This window comes from Streptomyces graminilatus, assembly GCF_001418565.1.
GTDB classification, from domain to species: domain Bacteria; phylum Actinomycetota; class Actinomycetes; order Streptomycetales; family Streptomycetaceae; genus Streptomyces; species Streptomyces graminilatus.
In genome coordinates this window covers 1-17,394 of record NZ_LIQQ01000076.1, presented here as the reverse complement: position 1 = coordinate 17,394, position 17,394 = coordinate 1, and the positions used below count along the sequence as shown (strand labels likewise).

Below are 17,394 nucleotides of genomic sequence, written 5' to 3'. Positions count from 1 at the left end.
GCCGCCGTACCTCCACATCGCAATTCCCCACAGCGCAATTCGCGTACCAGGGAAGGGAATCCGATCGATGAGAAGCACGACAGTACGCCGGCCCGCGCGCAGACGGCTCGGTATCGGTGCGGTACTGGCGGCGGGCTCGCTCGCCGTCACCGGTCTGGCCTTCGCGCCGGCCGCGGTGGCCGTCGCCCCCGCCGCCGCGGCCCTCAGCTACAACTGCGGTTTCTTCGGCGGCGGTTCTACCATCCTCACCGTCACACAGGACGGCACCTCGGCCACGATCACCGTCCACTCGAACATCACCGCCCCGCTCCCGCTCGCCGCCGACTCGATCGCCTCCACGCTGACCCTGGCGAAGGCGACCGGCGGCACCACCGCCTTCACCGGCACCAGGAACCCGGCCACGCCCACCGGTGCCACCGTCACCGTCGGACCGCTGACCGGCACCGTCGCCCCCGGTGACAGCCTGGAAGCGGGCGGCGGCACCCTCAAGATGGTGCTCTTCGGCATCACCGTGACCTGCACCCCGACCGCCGCGAACCAGGTGCCGGGACCGTTCGTCTTCGAGTGACGGGCCCTTTGCCGTTTGTCGCCGAGAACTGACGGATCGTCACCTATGCATTGACTTCTCACCCGGCCTGCACATCAATGGCCCCCTGTCGGCGCAGATGAGCCGCTGCGCCCGCATCCCTCAGAGGGGGCAACCATGGCCAACACGGCATCCATGGGTTCGACCGGCCGAAGACGGCGTATCGCCGCGCTGCTCGGGGCGACCGCTCTCGCGGTCACCGCGGGCGGTGCGCTGGCCGTCCCGGCCGGAGCGGTCGCCACGGCGTCAGCCGCCGTGGACTACGGCACGCACTGTGTACCGCCGCCGATAGCGGGCATCCCGCCGATCGACGGCACCACCACCGGACAGATCACGGTGGACAAGACCGCGCCCAAGGTCGGCGACACCGTCACCGTGACCTACAAGGTGGTCAAGCCGGCCGCGAGCAATCCCACCGACCTCGCGCTGCCGGCCGACATCATGACGCCCACCGGAAAGGTCACCCTGGGCGGGGCGCAGACCGGGAGCATCACCGTCGCGGGGCCCAAGAAGAACGACCCCGTGCCCGGCAAGGGCGCCTTCCCGCCCTTCGAGATGACCGGCACCTTCAAGGTCACCGCGCCCGGCGCGATCACCCTCTCGCCCGGCGACTACAACATCCACACCAGCTACATCCTTGAGCTGGACACCCCGTGCACGGTCATCACCCCGCCCGCGCCCGTCTCCGAGACGGTCACGGCGACGGATGTGACCCAGCCCAACACCCGCGCCATCACGCTGGGTTCGGCCTCCGGAGCGCCCGGGGCCACGGTCACCGTGACCGGCGCCAACTTCGGCGCGGGTGCCACGGTCACGCTCGCCGGCCGGTCCGGGGCCACCCAGACCGCCGACACCGCGACCGTGACGGCCAACTCCCAGGGCGCCTTCAGCGGCACCCTCGTCGTCAAGGACAAGACGACGACCGGGATCGTGGCGTACGAGGGCAGCGCGTGGAACGACAGCAAGGGCGCGGGTCCGGCCGCCTACGTCGTCATCGACGACACGCCCATTCCCAACAACAGCCAGAAGCTCACCACCACCGTCAAGGCCGGTGACCTCTCCATGACCCAGGCCGGGGACTCCGTCCAGTTGAAGGCGGTCGACTTCGGCAAGGGCGGCGCCTCCACGGGCTCGCTGCAGACGGTGACCGTCAAGGACTTCCGCGGCGGACCCGCGGGCTGGTCCCTGACCGGCAAGGTCACCGACTTCACCGGACCCGGCGCCAAGATCGACGCCGGCAAGCTCAGTTGGACCCCGGCCTGTGCCACCAAGCCCGGAAGTCCCAGCACCTGCCGGGCCGGTTCCCCCGGTGCGGTGGGCGGCGCGGGAGCCACCCTGGCCTCCACGCCCGACGGCACGGTCACCGGCGGCGAGTTCACCGTCGACGCCGGACTGTCGCTGGACGTACCGGCGTTCACCCCGCCGGGCTCGTACTCCGGCGTCCTCACCCTCACCCTCACCTGAGGAACAGCGCAGATCCCAAACAGTGCAGATCCCAAACTGCGCAGATCCAAACAGTGCAGATCCGAACACCCCGCATGTGAACGGCAGTTCGTCGGTTCGTCAGCCGGTGGCCGGGCGCGCACCCGCCCGCCACCCACCTCGTCCGTGGGGGTCCGCACCCATGCGTAAGCCGTACGCCCTTCTCGCGCTCCCCATGATGCTGCTGGCCGCGCTCGGTACGTCACTCCTGACGGCCGCGTCCGCCCGGGCCGCCGACAACGGCAGTTGGTCGGTCTTCCCCATCGCCTCCGCCGTGGCACAGCGCCCGTACTTCTATCTCTCCGCCGATCCCGGTACGGCGGTCGAGGACAAGGTCACCGTCGCCAACAAGACGGGCGGGCCGCTCACCTTCCGGCTGTACGCGGCCGACGCCTACAACACCGCGCGCGACGGCGGGTTCGCGGTACGCACCCTCCACGAGAGGCAGCGCGGCGTCGGCGCCTGGGCGCGGCCCGTGAAGTCCCGGGTCACCGTGCCCCCGCACAGGTCGGTCACCGTCCCCTTCACCCTCCGGGTGCCCGAAGGGGCCGAACCCGGCGACCATGTGGGCGCGCTGGTCGCCCTCGACGAACGGATCGACACGGGCGACGGCTCCCTGGCACTCGGGGTGCAGCGGGCGGTAGGGGCGCGGGTCTATCTGCGGGTGAACGGGCCGGCCGTGGCCGCGATCGCCGTCGAGCGGGTCCGGGCCAGCGACCACCGGCCCCTCGTCCCCGGCCTCGGCGACAGCACCACGACGATCTCCTACACCCTCCACAACACCGGGAACGTCACCCTCGACCCCCGCGTGGAGATACGGGCGCGGGGCCTGTTCGGCCGTACGCTGCTCGCCCGCGACCTCAACAGGATCCCCTCCGAGCTGCTGCCCGGCCAACGGGTCAGGCTCACCGAACCCTGGCACGGCGCACCCCAGCTCGACTGGGGAGACATCACGTTGACGGCGTACGCCAAGGACACCCGGGAGTCGGCGAGCGTGTCCTTCTTCGCGCTGCCGTGGCTCACGGCGGGGGTGGTCGTGGTGTTCGGCGCGGTGGGGTCGGTACTGGGGGTGAGGTGGTTCAGAGCGCGTCGGGACCGCGCTCGCCCGTCCGGACCCGTGCCACCGTCTCCACCGGAAGCACCCACACCTTCCCGTCCCCGATCTTCCCCGTCCGCGCGGCCCTGACGATCGCCTCGATCGCGGTCTCCGCGTCCGCGTCGTCGACGACGACCTCGATACGGACCTTGGGGACGAGGTCCACCTGGTACTCGGCGCCCCGGTACACCTCGGTGTGCCCGCGCTGGCGCCCGTACCCACTGGCCTCGGTCACGGTCAGACCGTGCACGCCGACCTCCTGGAGCGCGGTCTTGACCTCGTCGAGACGGTACGGCTTGACGATCGCGGTGATGAGCTTCATGCCTGGCTCGTGACCTTCTGCGCGGAGGAGTGGGAAGTGCGGGGGGAGGAGAGTGGGGGGAGCTGGGAGGAGTCAACGGCCTGACCGTGACCGCGACTCCGTGGCCCAGGACGCCGTGATCGTATGCGCTCCAGGCGTGCGCCGTAAGGCTTACGCAGGCCTCACGGAGGCCTGTCCGCCGGGCCCGGCGGGGGTACGGCGTGCGGCGGGTCTCCGTGGATCAGGGACAATGGGCGCCATGAGTGTTCGTACCCCGTCATCCGAGCCGACCGAGCCGACCGTTCCGTCGGAGGGATCGGCCGCGCACCGCGCCGGTTTCGCCTGCTTCGTGGGCCGCCCCAACGCGGGCAAGTCCACCCTCACGAACGCTCTGGTCGGCCAGAAGGTGGCGATCACCGCGGACCAGCCGCAGACCACGCGGCACACGGTACGGGGCATCGTGCACCGTCCCGACGCCCAGTTGATCCTGGTCGACACCCCGGGCCTGCACAAGCCGCGCACGCTGCTGGGCGAACGTCTGAACGACGTCGTGCGGACGACGTGGGCCGAGGTCGACGTCATCGGCTTCTGCCTCCCGGCGAACGAGAAGCTGGGCCCCGGCGACCGTTTCATCGCGAAGGAACTGGCGGCGATCAAGAAGACGCCGAAGATCGCGATCGTCACGAAGACCGACCTGGTGGAGGGCAAGGCGCTCGCCGAGCAGCTCATCGCGATCGACCAGCTCGGGCGTGAGCTGGGCTTCGAGTGGGCGGAGATCGTGCCGGTGTCGGCGGTGGCCGACAAGCAGGTGGATCTCCTGGCCGACCTGCTGGTCCCCCTCCTCCCCGAGGGCCCGGCGCTCTACCCGGAGGGCGACCTCACCGACGAGCCCGAGCAGGTCATGATCGCGGAGCTGATCCGCGAGGCCGCGCTGGAGGGCGTACGCGACGAGCTGCCCCACTCGATCGCGGTCGTGGTCGAGGAGATGCTCCCCCGCGAGGACCGTCCCGCCGACAAGCCGCTCCTCGACATCCACGCCTTCGTCTACATCGAGCGGCCCAGCCAGAAGGGCATCATCATCGGCCCGAAGGGCAAGCGACTGAAGGACGTCGGCATCAAGAGCCGCAAGCAGATCGAGGCGCTGCTCGGTACGCCGGTCTTCCTGGACCTTCATGTGAAGGTCGCGAAGGACTGGCAGCGGGATCCCCGTCAGTTGCGGAAGCTCGGGTTCTGACGGGTTCCCCCCAACAAAACCCCACACCACCTCACCCGCCGTGAGGTGACAGCTTGTGAGGTGACAGCTCCTGCGTGCCCACCACCCGCAGCAACCGCAACCGCTCGTACGACTCCGTCCCCGGCCGGGCCGTGTGGACGACGAGCAGTTGGCGGTGGTCGTGGGCCAGCATGACCTCGCAGTCCAGTTCCAGCAGCCCCACCACCGGATGCACGAACCGCTTCGTGGCGGCCCGCCGTACCGCCACCTCGTGCGTCTCCCACAGTCGCGCGAACTCCGCGCTCGCCGCCCGTAGTTCGGCCACCAGCGCGCGCGGCACCGGATCGTCGGGCCGGGCCGCGGCGACCGCCCGCAGGTTCGCCACATGGGCGCGCGCGTGCCCGGCGAGGTCCTCCGGCGGGAACAGCGCCCGGGAGGCCGGGTCCGTGAAGAACCGGCGTACGACGTTCCGCTCCCGTGGCGGACGGGCCGACACGTCCCCCGTCAACGCGCATGCCATCGCGTTCTGCGCCAGGACCTCGCCGCAGTCGGTCGACACCTGGGCCGGGGTGTCGTGCAGCCGGTCGAGGATCAGCAGCAGCCCCGGACGTACGTGCCCGGACGCGCTCTCGCGCCGGGGCGGCTCCTCACCCGCCAGATGAAAGAGATGGTCGCGTTCGTCGTCGGTGAGGCGCAGGGCGCGGGCCAGCGCGGTCAGCATCTGGCGGGACGGGCGCGGGCCCCGGGACTGCTCCAGGCGCGTGTAGTAGTCCACCGACATACCGGCGAGCGCCGCCACCTCCTCGCGGCGCAGACCTGGCGTACGGCGGCGGGCGCCGGGCGGGAGGCCCACCGCCGAGGGCTCCAGACGGGCACGCCCATGGCGCAGGAAGTCGGCGAGTTCGGCTCGGTTCACCTCTCCAGGATGTCGCCGCCCGCCCGGCTTATCCAGGGACTCCCGATCCCATGATCGACGGGTCTCTCCCGCGTCCGACGGCTCCGCCGGAGAGTGGTGGCACCAGACCGAAGGAGAAGATCATGCTGACACTGGTGACGGGTACGACGGGACAGGTCGGCCGGCGCTTCCTGCCGAGGCTGCTGGCGCAGAGCCGGGCGGGGGAGAGGGTACGGGTCCTGGTGCGTGACGAGGCCCGTGGGGAGCGGGCCGCCGAGCTGGGCGCAGAGGTCGTCGTCGGGGATCTGCGCGATGCGGAGACGCTCGGCAAGGCGGTAGCCGGGGTGGACGCGGTCGTGAACGTCGCTGCCTCCTTCCGAGGGGTCCCGGACGAGGAGGCGCGGGCCGTCAACAGGGACGCCGCGATCGAACTGGGCCGCGCCGCGCTGGCCTCGGGCGTGGGACGGTTCGTGCAGGTCAGCACGTGTCTCGTGTACGGCACCGGACGGGGCCGCCTGCTGGTCGAGGAGGACGAGTCCCGGCCCGGCGGCCCGATGTGGGGCGCGTACCCCGAGTCGAAGGCGGAGGCCGAACGGCAACTGCTCGCGATGGAGGGGCTGGACGTCCGCGTCGCCCGGCTCCCCTTCGTCTACGGCGAGGGCGACCCCCACCTCGCCCAGTCACTGATGTGGGCCAAGGACTGGGCGGCGGCCAAGCGCCTGCAGATGGGACACCACGCCGACGTCGCCCAGGGCCTCCTCCGCATCCTGCAAGCACCGGGCATCGACGGCCGGATCTACAACATCGGCGACTACGCCCCCGTCACAGCGGTCGAACTGCACCAGCTCAACGGGGTCGAGGTCCCCGCCGAGCTGTACGAGAACACCGACCCCGACCCGTGGTTCGGGATCACCTCCACCGAACGCATCCGCAGGGAACTCGGCTACCGCCCGCTGTACCCCAGCGTCTACGCGGCCCGGGACGCGGGCGCCCTGTGACCGCACGGGTACGAGGAACCACCCCGGCCCGCGTCACTCGACCCCCCGTATCCGCCCCACCAGCACAGCCCCCGCCAGCCCGATCACGGCAGCCACCAGATACAGCACCCGATATCCGCCGAGGTACGTCACGATCGGGGCGGCGAGGGCGGGGGCCGCGACCTGCGGCAGGGCGTTGGCCACGTTGATCACGCCCAGGTCCTTGCCCCGGTCCAGCGCCGTGGGCAGGACGTCCGTCATCAGGGCGAAGTCGACCGACGTGAACACACCGAACCCGACCCCGAGGACCGCCGCCGCGACGATCGCCCCCGGCCAGGTCTGCCAGCCGGCCAGCATCGCCGTCGCCACCGCCATCAGTACGCCCGACCAGAGCACGAACGGCTTGCGGCGGCCCACCCGGTCCGACCAGGCCCCGCCCACGACGACGGTGGCGAGCAGCGTCACGCCGTTCACCGCCGTCAGGACGAGGACTCCGCCCTCGGGGTCGGAGTGGCCGAGACGGTCGCGCAGGTAGTACAGGAGGTACATCAGCACCAGCGCGTTGCTCAGATTGATCAGGAAACGGGTCAGCCAGGCCCAGCCCAGGTCCGGATGGCGGCGCGGGCTGATCCAGAACCCGGTCAGGAAGCCCCGCCAGGACCACACCGGCCTGTCCTCGGCCGCGAGCCGCAGATCCGGGTGCCGCAGGACATACGGCAGCACACCCAGCAGTGTGAACGCGGCGCACGCCGCATACCCCGCACCCACTCCGCCCACCGCCGTCGCGAGGCCGGTCCCGCCCACCACACCCAGAATCTGCGCCACGCCCAACCAGCCGCCCACCGAACCCCGTTGAAGCCGGGGAACACGGTCCGGGACGGCGGCCGTGACGGCGGCGAAGGCCGCGTTCAGGGTCAACTGGACCAGACACCACCCCGCCACCATCGTCCACAGCCCACTGGCCCCCGCGAGCAGCAGCAACGACAGCGCGCCGCCCGCCGCACCGGCCACGATCCACGGCGTACGGCGCCCCCACCGCGACGTCGTACGGTCCGACAGCGCGCCGAAGGCCGGGTTCGCCGCCAGCGACACCAGGGCGCCCGCGCCCGCCACCCACGCCAGCAGGGTCTCCTTGGACATCCCGGTGCCGGGCGCGAAGTCCTCGGCCTGGGCGGCGAGCAGGATCTGCAGCGGCCCGAACCAGCCCACCCAGATCGCCCCGTTGGCGAGCGAGAGCGAGGCGGTCCACCCCCGCCCGACCCGCTCGACGGGCTCGGCGAGCGCACCCACCGAGCGGGACACCTCAGTCATCCTCGCCCGCCCTCGATCGCCCTCAGTCCCTCAGTCCCTCAGTCCCTCAGTCCCTCTTGTCCTTCTGCGCCCGGAGAAGCTCCTTGAACCAGCCGTACGAGGCCTTGGGTGTCCGTTCCAGCGTCTCGAAGTCCACATGGACCAGCCCGAACCGCCGTGCGTACCCCTCCGCCCACTCGAAGTTGTCCAGCAGCGACCACACGAAGTAGCCGCGTACGTCGACGCCCGCCTCCAACGCCCGGTGCAGCGCCCGGACATGACCGTCCAGGTAGGCGATCCGGTCCTGGTCGTCGAGCCCCTCGTACGAGCAGCCGTTCTCGGTGATGACGACGGGCGGCAGCCGGTCGCCGTACCGGTCCCGGAAGGTGGTGAGCAGCTCCGTGAGCGCTTCCGGTACGACGGGCCAGCCGAAGTCCGTCACCGGGACGTCCTCGATCTCGTGGACGGAGAAGGGGAGTTCGGCCGGGATCGTCAGGCCGCCGAACTCGATGTCGGTGCCCTGCGGCGCGCCCACCTTCGTCGGCGAGTAGTAGTTGACGCCGTAGAAGTCGAGCGGCTCCCCGATCACCTTCAGGTCGGCCGCCACGTCGCCCGGCATCAACTCGCCCAGGCCTTCCGGGTATTCGCCCAGCAGGACCGGGTCGGCGAACAGCCGGTTGAGGAGGAGGTCGTAGAACCCGGCCGCCTCCAGGTCCGCCTGCTCCCGCGACACCGGCCAGGTCGGCCCGTGCGAGTTGGCGATCCCGATGTCCGTGGCACCGGCGGCGCGCAGGGCCCGTACGGCCAGGCCGTGGCCGAGGAGCTGGTGGTGGGCGGCCGGGAGCGCGTCGAACATCAGCTGTCTGCCCGGCGCGTGGGCGCCCAGGGCGTGCCCGAACAGGGTGTGCTCGGCGGGCTCGTTGAGAGTGATCCACTTGTTCACGCGGTCGCCGAGCCGCTCGGCGACGACGGCCACGTGATCGGCGAACCGGGAAGCGGTGTCCCGCTCCAGCCAGTCCAGGTCCGCAGGCAGGTCCCAGTGGAAGAGGGTCGGGACGGGTCGTACGCCCGCCGCGCACAGCTCGTCCACCAGACGGTCGTAGAAGTCCAGGCCGCCGGGGAAGTTCACGCGCGGCCAGGAGACGGAGAAGCGGTACGCGTCCACGCCGAGGCCGGCCAGCAGGGCCACGTCCTCGGGGTAGCGGTGGAAGTGGTCGCAGGCCACCGCCGCCGTCGAGCCGTCCTTCACCCGGCCGGGCTCGGCCGTGAAGGTGTCCCACACGGACTGCTCGCGCTGGTCCGCCGCTCCCTCGATCTGGTGCGCCGAGGTGGACACGCCCCACAGGAAGCCGGCCGGGAACTGGGGTATCGGGTTGATCGCCATGGGCCGGATCATGGGTACCGGGGGTAACGGGTGTCAACGGTTGGGCGTGAACAGCCAGTTGAGCCGGTAGAGCCAGTCGCGCGCCACCCCACCCGTCGACACCCGCCGACACCCGTGCTAAGCCGTGCTAAGCCCCCTCTTTCAACACCCTTGAGATCAGCTTCCGTTGCTCCTCGGTGAGCCGGGGGTCGGCGCAGTACACCGTCTTCCCGTCCACCGTGATCTCGTAGCCGAAGCCGTCCGGGACCCCGGCCGGGCGGGTGGTCAGACCGGCTGCGACCGCCTGACCGGCCAGGGCGTGCCATTCGTGGGCATCGGGGCGGCCCGAGGTGTCCACCTGGGCGTGCCGTTCGATGCCCGCGAAACCACCCGTACGCCTCACCTGAATACGCATGGGCCCCTGTCTAGTACGGAACTAGAGCGTGCGCACCCCTACCTGCTCCCAGGCCTTCAGCACGGCCTGGAGTTCGTCGCCGCCGTCGCCGTACCGGGCCCGCGCGGCGGCGACCGTGAGCGTGGCGAAGTCCGTGAACTGCGCCTGTGCGCCCAGCTCGCCGCCGGTCAGCACGTCGTACCAGATCTGCCCGGCCTTCTCCCAGGCGTGGCCGCCGAGGGCGGTGGCCGCGAGGTAGAAGGCGTGGTTGGGGATACCGCTGTTGAGGTGGACGCCGCCGTTGTCGCGCCCGGTGCGGACATAGCCGTCCATCGTCGCGGGCTGCGGGTCCTTGCCGAGCACGTCGTCGTCGTACGCCGTGCCCGGGGCCTTCATCGAGCGCAGGGCCACGCCGGTGACGCGCGGTGCGAGCAGGCCCGCGCCGATCAGCCAGTCGGCCTCGGCGGCGGTCTGGCCGAGCGAGTACTGCTTGATGAGCGAGCCGAAGACGTCCGACATCGACTCGTTGAGCGCGCCCGGCTGGCCGAAGTAGGTCAGATTGGCGGTGTACTGCGTGACGCCGTGGGTCAGCTCGTGGCCGATGACGTCGACGGGCAGGGTGAAGTCGAGGAAGATCTCGCCGTCACCGTCGCCGAACACCATCTGTTCGCCGTTCCAGAAGGCGTTGTTGTAGTCCTCGTCGTAGTGCACGGTGGCGTCGAGCGGCAGACCCTCGCCGTTGATCGAGTTGCGCCCGTACACCTTCAGATAGAGGTCGAAGGTGGCGCCCAGACCGGCGTAGGCGCGGTTGACGGTGGCGTCCGGGCCCGGGTCGGAGCCCTCGGAGCGGACCAGGGTGCCGGGCAGGTTCTGGCCGTGTTCGGCGTCGTAGATGGTCCGCAGCGCCTTCCCCTCGGCCGCCGACTCGGGCAGGGCGACGGCGGGTGCGCCGAGGACGGTGGTCAGCCGCCTGTGGGTGCGCTCGAAGGCGTCGCGCTCCAGTGTGCGGCGGGCGGGCCCGGCGAGCACCGGGTCGTCGGACTGGGCCGCCTTGTCGAGGACGTGCGGCGGGATGATGGTGCAGAAGACGGGCTCATGGCCCCCGTGTGTCGTCATGCCCGGCACCCTTGCATCCAGTCATGCCGCTGTCACTACCCGCAACCATGATTGGTGAAATACCGGGGCAAGGAGGCCATCATTCAGTGACGGAGTGGTATGGAACACCTTTTGCCCCATTTATCCACCTGCTCCCGCATACTGGCAGCAGTCCCGCATAGTGATACAGGCCCGCGCACCCGGCGCGGCTCGGCTAGCATGCTTCGCATCATGCGTTTCGGGCTGCTCCTCCTTAGCTGCCGCGGTGAGGGCCTGTAAGTAGGCCGACCCCCTCCCCGCGGAGTCTGGCGTTGCGCCGTCGGCCGTCCTTCAGGACACCACGAGGAGCCCACGCATCATGGCCCACAGTGCCAATCGCCAGCAGCCCAGTTCCATGCCGATCCACAAGTACGGCCAGTACGAGCAGGTCGACATCGCCGACCGCACCTGGCCCGGAAACCGGATCACCGTCGCCCCCCGCTGGCTCTCCACCGACCTGCGTGACGGCAACCAGTCGCTGATCGACCCCATGTCGCCCGCCCGCAAGCGCGCGATGTTCGATCTGCTGGTCAAGATGGGCTACAAGGAGATCGAGGTCGGTTTCCCGGCCTCCGGCCAGACGGACTTCGATTTCGTCCGCTCGATCATCGAGGAGCCGGGCGCGATCCCGGACGACGTCACCATCTCCGTACTGACCCAGGCCCGCGAGGACCTGATCGAGCGGACCGTGGAGTCCCTGAAGGGCGCCAGGCGCGCGACCGTCCACCTGTACAACGCGACCGCCCCCGTCTTCCGCCGGGTCGTCTTCCGCGGCTCCAAGGACCAGATCAAGCAGATCGCCGTCGACGGCACCCGGCTGGTCATGGACTACGCCGAGAAGCTGTTGGGCCCCGAGACGGAGTTCGGCTACCAGTACAGCCCCGAGATCTTCACCGACACCGAGCTGGACTTCGCGCTGGAGGTCTGCGAGGCGGTCATGGACGTCTGGCAGCCCGGCCCGGGCCGCGAGATCATCCTCAACCTGCCCGCCACGGTGGAGCGCTCGACCCCCTCCACGCACGCGGACCGCTTCGAGTGGATGGGCCGCAACCTGACCCGCCGCGAGCACGTCGTCCTCTCCATCCACCCGCACAACGACCGCGGTACGGCCGTCGCCGCCGCCGAACTGGCGCTGATGGCCGGCGCCGACCGCGTCGAGGGCTGTCTGTTCGGCCAGGGCGAGCGCACCGGCAACGTCGACCTGGTCACCCTGGGCATGAACCTGTTCTCGCAGGGTGTCGACCCGCAGATCGACTTCTCCGACATCGACGAGATCCGTCGTACGTGGGAGTACTGCAACCAGATGGAGGTCCACCCGCGCCACCCGTACGTGGGCGACCTGGTCTACACGTCCTTCTCCGGCTCCCACCAGGACGCCATCAAGAAGGGCTTCGACGCGATGGAGGCCGACGCCGCCGCCAAGGGCGTCACAGTCGACGACATCGAGTGGGCGGTCCCGTACCTGCCGATCGACCCGAAGGACGTGGGCCGGTCCTACGAGGCGGTCATCCGGGTCAACTCGCAGTCCGGCAAGGGCGGAATCGCGTACGTCCTGAAGAACGACCACAAGCTGGACCTGCCGCGCCGGATGCAGATCGAGTTCTCCAAGCTGATCCAGGCGAAGACGGACGCCGAGGGCGGCGAGGTCACGCCGAAGGACATCTGGACGATCTTCCAGGACGAGTACCTGCCGAACCCGGAGAACCCCTGGGGCCGCATCCAGGTCAGGACCGGCCAGTCGACCACCGACAAGGACGGCGTGGACACCCTCACCGTCGAGGCCGAGGTCGACGGCGTCGAGACCACCTTGTCGGGCACGGGCAACGGCCCGATCTCGGCGTTCTTCGACGCGTTGCAGGGCCTGGACATCGACGCCCGGCTGCTGGACTACACCGAGCACACGATGAGCGAGGGCGCCTCCGCGCAGGCCGCCTCCTACATCGAGGTCGCCATCGGCGACAAGGTCCTGTGGGGCATCGGCATCGACGCCAACACGACCCGCGCCTCGCTGAAGGCGGTCGTCTCCGCCGTCAACCGCGCGGGCCGCTGACTCACCCGACCGGTTGGTTTCACGCCCCGTCCGCCCTTCGTGGCGGGCGGGGCGGCCGTCGTTTACTGGCCAAACCCAGGTTGGTCATGGGCAGGTCCGGTCCTGGGTACTGACTACACATGAACAATGTGGCTAACATCACGCCAGCGCGGCGGTGTTGCCGGTGGGGGTACCTCTCGCGCCCTGCAACAGGCAGTGGGGGAGTTACCGGAGGTGCGACGTGCTCCAAGGACGGGGACGGGACAGCCGAGAGAGCCGGGACGGTCGGGACGGTCGGGACGGCCGGGTCGGCCGCCTCGTGCGCGGAGGCCGGACGGCACGCGTCCTGGGCTCCCGTACGGTCTGGGCCGGTGTCGGTGACGGCGAGTTCTTCTGCCCGGGCTGCGGCGGAGACCGCAACTACCAGCGGCTGACCGGCCGTCGCCGCTTCACCTTTCTCGGCGTGCCGATCCTGCCGCGCGGCGAGACCGGCCCGGTCGTCGAATGCGCGGCCTGCCAGCACCACTACGGCACGGACGTCCTCGACCACCCCACCACGACCCGCTTCTCCGCCATGCTCCGCGACGCCGTCCACACGGTCGCCCTCGCGGTCCTCGCCGCCGGCGGCACCCACACCCGCCTCACCCTGGAGACAGCGGTGACCGGCGTCCGCGCGGCGGGCTTCGACGACTGTACGGAGGACCAGCTCGCGGCCCTGGTGGACGCCCTGGCCGCCGACACGGGCCGGCTCTTCGGCCCCCCGTGCGGCTCGGGCCTCGCCATAGAGCTCCACGAGGCCCTGGACCCCCTGGCCCCCCACCTGGCGACCCCGGGCCGGGAATCGATTCTCCTCCAGGGCGCCCGCGTCGCCCTGGCCGACGGCCCGTACACACCGGCGGAACGCGACGTCCTCACGACCGTCGGGGCGGCACTGACGATCTGCGGCGACGACGTGACCCGGCTGCTGGCGGCGGCGCGCACACCGTCGTAGTACCCCGTCCCACTACTCCTCAGGGAGTAACGGACGCTCCCGGCCACCCCCGGGAGTACCCCCGAACTCGCCCTCCCGCGCGACGAATCCGCCTCCGCGCGGCGGAATTCTGGTGAGCGTCATCCATCCAGAAGTCCGGACGAGGGGAGGGCCCCGACATGGGGGCCATGGAGACCAAGGGGACTAAGGGAGCTAAGGGGACCAAGAGGTCCGAGGGGTCCGAGGGGTCCAGAGGGGCTGTGAAGACAGGGGCGGGCGCGCGTCGAGGGCGGAGCGTGCCCTGGCTCGTGCTCGGGCTGTGGATCGGGGTGCTCGCGATCGTGGGCCCGTTCGCGGCGAAGCTCTCCGAGGTGCAGCACAACCGGATCACCGACTATCTGCCCGCGAACGCCGACTCCACCCGAGTGGCCAGGACCCAGGACGAGTTGCCCGGCGGCGAGACCACCCAACTGGTCCTCGTCTACCACCGCGACGGCGGACTCACCGCAGCCGACAGGACCACGGCCGCCGGACAGGTCGACCGGATCGCCGGCGGGCACGTCCTGACGGCCACCCCGAAGGGCGTGCCCTCCGCCGACGGCACCACGCTCATGTACCCGGTGACCAGCAACGAGCCCGGCACCGACGAGAAGAAGCGGGACGCCCTCGTCAACGACGTGCGCCAAGTCGCGCACACCGAGGGCGGGTTGAGTGTCGAGGTCGGCGGGCCCGGGGCGCTGGCCACCGACGCCGCCGGGGTCTACAACTCGCTCGGCGGACCGCTGCTCTACACCACGGTCGCCGTGGTCGCCCTGCTCCTGATCCTCATCTACCGCAGCCCGGTGCTGTGGCTGGTCCCGCTCGTCGTCGCGGGCATCGCCGACTTCCTGTCGACGGGCGTCGCCTACGGCCTCAACCAGGCCTTCGGTACGACGATTTCGGGCCAGAGCACGGGCATCATGACGATCCTCGTCTTCGGCGCGGGCACGGACTACGCCCTCCTTCTCGTCTCCCGCTACCGGGAGGAACTTCGTCGCTTCGAGCGGCCGTACGACGCCATGACGGCCGCCCTGCGCGGCTGCGGGCCCGCCGTCCTCGCCTCCTCCGGCACCGTCGCCGCCGGTGTGCTGTGCCTGCTGGCCGCCGACCTCAACTCCAGCCGCAGCATGGGCCCGTTGGGCACGGTGGGCGTGCTCTGCGCGCTGGTCGCCATGCTGACCCTGCTCCCCGCGATCCTCGTGCTGCTGGGCCGCCGTGTGTTCTGGCCACTGGTCCCCGCGTACGGCAGCACGCCCAAGGCACGCCGACTGTCGCTGTTCACCGCGATGGGCAGCTCCGCCGGACGCCGCCCCCTGGTGGTCCTGGCGAGCGGCGCCGTCCTGCTCGGCGCACTCGCCCTGGGCATGCTGAACCTGCCCGGACCGGGCAAGCAGGAGGACTCCTTCGTCGACAAGCCGGACTCCGTCGTCGCGATGGAATCCCTGGCCAAGGCCTATCCCGACCGGGGCAGCCAGCCCATCAGCGTCATCACCCCGGCCGGGAAGGCCGACAAGACCCTGACCGCGATCCGGGGCGCCGACGGGATCAGCGTCGCGCGGAAGGAACGTACCGGCCACGGCTGGACCGAGATCACCGTCTTCGCGAAGGACGCGCCCCAGTCGGCCGCCGAGACCGCGACCATCGAGCGGTTGAGGGAGAACCTGAAGGGCTCGTACGTCGGCGGGCCGAGCGCCCAGCAGATCGACCTGGTCGACACCAACGCGCGGGACGTATGGGTGGTGGTCCCCATCGTGCTGCTGTCCGTGCTGCTGATCCTGATCGGGCTGCTGCGCTCGCTCGTCGCGCCGCTGATGCTGGTGGCCGCCGTGGTCGCGGTGTGGGGCGCCTCGCTCGGCATCGGCGGACTGGTGTTCGGCCCGCTGCTCGGCTTCCATGGCACGGACCCCGGACTCGGGCTGCTGTCCTTCGTGTTCCTGGTCGCCCTCGGCGTCGACTACGGCATCTTCCTCATGCACCGGATGCGCGAGGAGGCACTGCGGGGCGCGGAACCGGCGGCGGCGGCGCTCACCGCGCTGCGCACGACGGGCGGGGTCATCGCCTCCGCCGGGCTGGTCCTCGCCGCGACCTTCGCGGTGCTGACGAACATGGGGCTCGTCCAACTCGTCGAACTCGGGTTCGTGATCGCGGTCGGCGTGCTCCTGGACACGTTCCTCGTCCGCACCTACCTGGTGACGAGCGCGAGCGTGGCGCTGGGCCGCCGGGTGTGGTGGCCGGGCGCGCTCTCCCGCGGGCCCGGCCCGGACGCCCCGGACGCCGTACGGCCAAAACGGCAGCCGGAACCCGTATGACATCCGTCGCACGAACGAGCGGGCGCCCCTCCCTGACGGAGAGGCGCCCGCAGGCGGAGGATGACCCCGTGCAGCCGACCACGACGACCACGACCACGAGTGCGACTGCGACCACGACCGCGGGAAGAGAAACCCCCGCCGGGTGGGGCGAGCGGATCATGGCGGCGATCACCCGCGACCCGCGCAGCGCCCCGCACGCGCTCCGCAACGACGTGCTGCTGGCGCTGACCGCCGCGCTGATCGGCACGCTCCTCGCCCTGTTCACCGACGGGGGCAGCAGCCGTCCGGACGTACTCGACCAGGGCGGCCGCCCCGACGCGCTCGGCTGGGCGCTGCTGCTCGCCGCGTACGTGCCGATCGTGTGGCGTCGCCGCCGTCCGATGCCGGCGCTCGTGGCCCTGCTGGCGCTCGTCGTGCCGTACCACGCGCTCGACTACAACCACACCGCGCCGACCCCGGCCTCGTACATCGTGCTGTACACGGTCGCCGTCACCGGCCGCCCGCTGCGCACGATCGTGACCGGAGCCGTGGTTCTCGGCATCTCCCTGAGCGTGATGCTCACCGTGAGCACGCACCAGGCCTTCGAGCTGCTGCGGATCTCCGGCTGGATCGTCGCGGTGCTCTTCCTCGGCATCGACGTCCGCGTCTACCGCCAGTACGTGTCGGCCATCGTCGAGCGCGCCGAACGGGCCGAACGCACACGCGAGGAGGAGGCCCGCCGCCGCGTCGCCGAGGAACGCCTGCGCGTCGCCCGCGACCTGCACGACCTGCTGGCCCACACCATCACCCTCGTCGGCGTCCAGACGTCGGTCGCCGCCCACGTCCTGGCCGCCGACCCCGACCGCCTGGACCGGACGGCGGTCGCCAAGGCCCTGGACGACATCGCCGAGACCTGCCGTACGGCACGGGGTGAACTCCGTACGACGCTGGAGGTGCTGCGGGCGGGCCAGGGCGAGGGACGCGGCCCGCTCCCCGGCCTGGCCGGCCTGCCCGACCTCGCGGAGACGGCACGGGCGGCGGGCGCCGAGGTCGAACTGGGGATACGGGTGGACGAGGTGCCCCCTGCCGTGGGCGCGGCGGCCTACCGGATAGTCCAGGAGGCCCTCACGAACGCCGTACGGCACGGGGGACGGGAGGATCTGACGGTACGGGTGCTGCTGTACGGGGGTGAGGGCGCGCTGCGGGTGGAGGTGTCGGACGACGGGGTGGGGGATGCCCCCGGGGCCGACGGGCTGGACGGGCTGGACGGGACCGGCGGGTTCGGGCTGGTGGGGATGCGGGAACGGGCGCGGAGCGTGGGCGGGACACTGGAGGCG

Annotated in this window: 15 protein-coding genes; 9 read left to right on the top strand and 6 right to left on the bottom strand. The window is 70.9% G+C overall.

Annotated elements, in window-relative coordinates:
* Positions 1-67 precede the first annotated feature (67 nt).
* From AOK08_RS07980 to AOK08_RS07970, 3 genes are all read left to right on the top strand, one after another.
* Positions 68-568: a hypothetical protein gene (locus AOK08_RS07980; protein WP_055524747.1), complete on the top strand. Its 501-nt coding sequence runs from the start codon at positions 68-70 to the stop codon at positions 566-568.
* A 153-nt stretch (positions 569-721) separates the two neighbouring features.
* Positions 722-2,050, top strand: a complete 1,329-nt coding sequence (locus tag AOK08_RS07975; RefSeq protein ID WP_055524765.1) for a hypothetical protein — start codon at positions 722-724, stop codon at positions 2,048-2,050.
* A 160-nt stretch (positions 2,051-2,210) separates the two neighbouring features.
* Positions 2,211-3,254, top strand: coding sequence for a WxL protein peptidoglycan domain-containing protein (locus AOK08_RS07970; RefSeq protein WP_055524746.1), 1,044 nt, complete (start codon positions 2,211-2,213; stop codon positions 3,252-3,254).
* Here the strand turns inward: AOK08_RS07970 and AOK08_RS07965 are convergent.
* Positions 3,148-3,486, bottom strand: coding sequence for a P-II family nitrogen regulator (locus tag AOK08_RS07965; protein ID WP_055524745.1), 339 nt, complete (start codon positions 3,484-3,486; stop codon positions 3,148-3,150). The genes AOK08_RS07970 and AOK08_RS07965 overlap by 107 nt on opposite strands.
* Before the next feature lie 229 nt (positions 3,487-3,715).
* On the opposite strand from AOK08_RS07965, the gene era reads away from it, so the two are divergent.
* Positions 3,716-4,699, top strand: a complete 984-nt coding sequence (era, locus tag AOK08_RS07960; protein WP_198539156.1) for a GTPase Era — start codon at positions 3,716-3,718, stop codon at positions 4,697-4,699.
* A gap of 31 nt (positions 4,700-4,730) precedes the next feature.
* Here era and AOK08_RS07955 read toward each other — a convergent pair whose 3' ends face one another.
* Complete coding sequence (locus AOK08_RS07955) at positions 4,731-5,594, bottom strand: helix-turn-helix transcriptional regulator (protein ID WP_055524744.1); 864 nt, start codon at positions 5,592-5,594, stop codon at positions 4,731-4,733.
* Positions 5,595-5,716: 122 nt separating this feature from the next.
* On the opposite strand from AOK08_RS07955, the gene AOK08_RS07950 reads away from it, so the two are divergent.
* Positions 5,717-6,571 carry an NAD-dependent epimerase/dehydratase family protein gene (locus AOK08_RS07950; protein WP_055524743.1) on the top strand — a complete coding sequence of 285 codons (855 nt, stop codon included), beginning with the start codon at positions 5,717-5,719 and terminating at the stop codon, positions 6,569-6,571.
* 33 nt (positions 6,572-6,604) lie between these two features.
* Here AOK08_RS07950 and AOK08_RS07945 read toward each other — a convergent pair whose 3' ends face one another.
* From AOK08_RS07945 to AOK08_RS07930, 4 genes are all read right to left on the bottom strand, one after another.
* A complete protein-coding gene (locus tag AOK08_RS07945) occupies positions 6,605-7,861 on the bottom strand; it encodes an MFS transporter (protein ID WP_055524742.1) in 1,257 nt (418 codons plus the stop codon).
* 46 nt (positions 7,862-7,907) lie between these two features.
* Entirely contained in the window at positions 7,908-9,236 is a 1,329-nt protein-coding gene (locus AOK08_RS07940) for a GH1 family beta-glucosidase (RefSeq protein ID WP_107100882.1), read from the bottom strand.
* Positions 9,237-9,351: 115 nt separating this feature from the next.
* A complete protein-coding gene (locus AOK08_RS07935) occupies positions 9,352-9,618 on the bottom strand; it encodes a protealysin inhibitor emfourin (protein ID WP_055524740.1) in 267 nt (88 codons plus the stop codon).
* 21 nt (positions 9,619-9,639) lie between these two features.
* Entirely contained in the window at positions 9,640-10,713 is a 1,074-nt protein-coding gene (locus AOK08_RS07930) for a M4 family metallopeptidase (RefSeq protein ID WP_055524739.1), read from the bottom strand.
* A 337-nt stretch (positions 10,714-11,050) separates the two neighbouring features.
* On the opposite strand from AOK08_RS07930, the gene leuA reads away from it, so the two are divergent.
* The 4 genes from leuA to AOK08_RS07910 form a co-directional block, all read left to right on the top strand.
* Positions 11,051-12,781 (top strand): 2-isopropylmalate synthase, encoded by a 1,731-nt coding sequence (leuA, locus tag AOK08_RS07925; RefSeq protein ID WP_055524738.1) that lies wholly within the window; start codon positions 11,051-11,053, stop codon positions 12,779-12,781.
* 298 nt (positions 12,782-13,079) lie between these two features.
* Positions 13,080-13,751 (top strand): tellurite resistance TerB family protein, encoded by a 672-nt coding sequence (locus tag AOK08_RS07920; protein ID WP_055524737.1) that lies wholly within the window; start codon positions 13,080-13,082, stop codon positions 13,749-13,751.
* A 275-nt stretch (positions 13,752-14,026) separates the two neighbouring features.
* Entirely contained in the window at positions 14,027-16,078 is a 2,052-nt protein-coding gene (locus AOK08_RS07915) for an MMPL family transporter (RefSeq protein ID WP_055524736.1), read from the top strand.
* Between the two features lie 68 nt (positions 16,079-16,146).
* A partial coding sequence (locus AOK08_RS07910; RefSeq protein WP_422125726.1) for a sensor histidine kinase occupies positions 16,147-17,394 on the top strand: 1,248 nt, incomplete at its 3' end.

Coding starts and splice junctions, on each gene's coding strand:
- AOK08_RS07970 (WP_055524746.1), top strand. CDS start 2,211: ATGCGTAAGCCGTACGCCCTTCTCGCGCTCCCCATGATGCTGCTGGCC.
- leuA (WP_055524738.1), top strand. CDS start 11,051: ATGGCCCACAGTGCCAATCGCCAGCAGCCCAGTTCCATGCCGATCCAC.
- AOK08_RS07940 (WP_107100882.1), bottom strand. CDS start 9,236: ATGATCCGGCCCATGGCGATCAACCCGATACCCCAGTTCCCGGCCGGC.
- AOK08_RS07950 (WP_055524743.1), top strand. CDS start 5,717: ATGCTGACACTGGTGACGGGTACGACGGGACAGGTCGGCCGGCGCTTC.
- AOK08_RS07935 (WP_055524740.1), bottom strand. CDS start 9,618: ATGCGTATTCAGGTGAGGCGTACGGGTGGTTTCGCGGGCATCGAACGG.
- AOK08_RS07930 (WP_055524739.1), bottom strand. CDS start 10,713: ATGACGACACACGGGGGCCATGAGCCCGTCTTCTGCACCATCATCCCG.
- AOK08_RS07965 (WP_055524745.1), bottom strand. CDS start 3,486: ATGAAGCTCATCACCGCGATCGTCAAGCCGTACCGTCTCGACGAGGTC.
- AOK08_RS07975 (WP_055524765.1), top strand. CDS start 722: ATGGGTTCGACCGGCCGAAGACGGCGTATCGCCGCGCTGCTCGGGGCG.
- AOK08_RS07945 (WP_055524742.1), bottom strand. CDS start 7,861: ATGACTGAGGTGTCCCGCTCGGTGGGTGCGCTCGCCGAGCCCGTCGAG.
- era (WP_198539156.1), top strand. CDS start 3,716: ATGGGCGCCATGAGTGTTCGTACCCCGTCATCCGAGCCGACCGAGCCG.
- AOK08_RS07980 (WP_055524747.1), top strand. CDS start 68: ATGAGAAGCACGACAGTACGCCGGCCCGCGCGCAGACGGCTCGGTATC.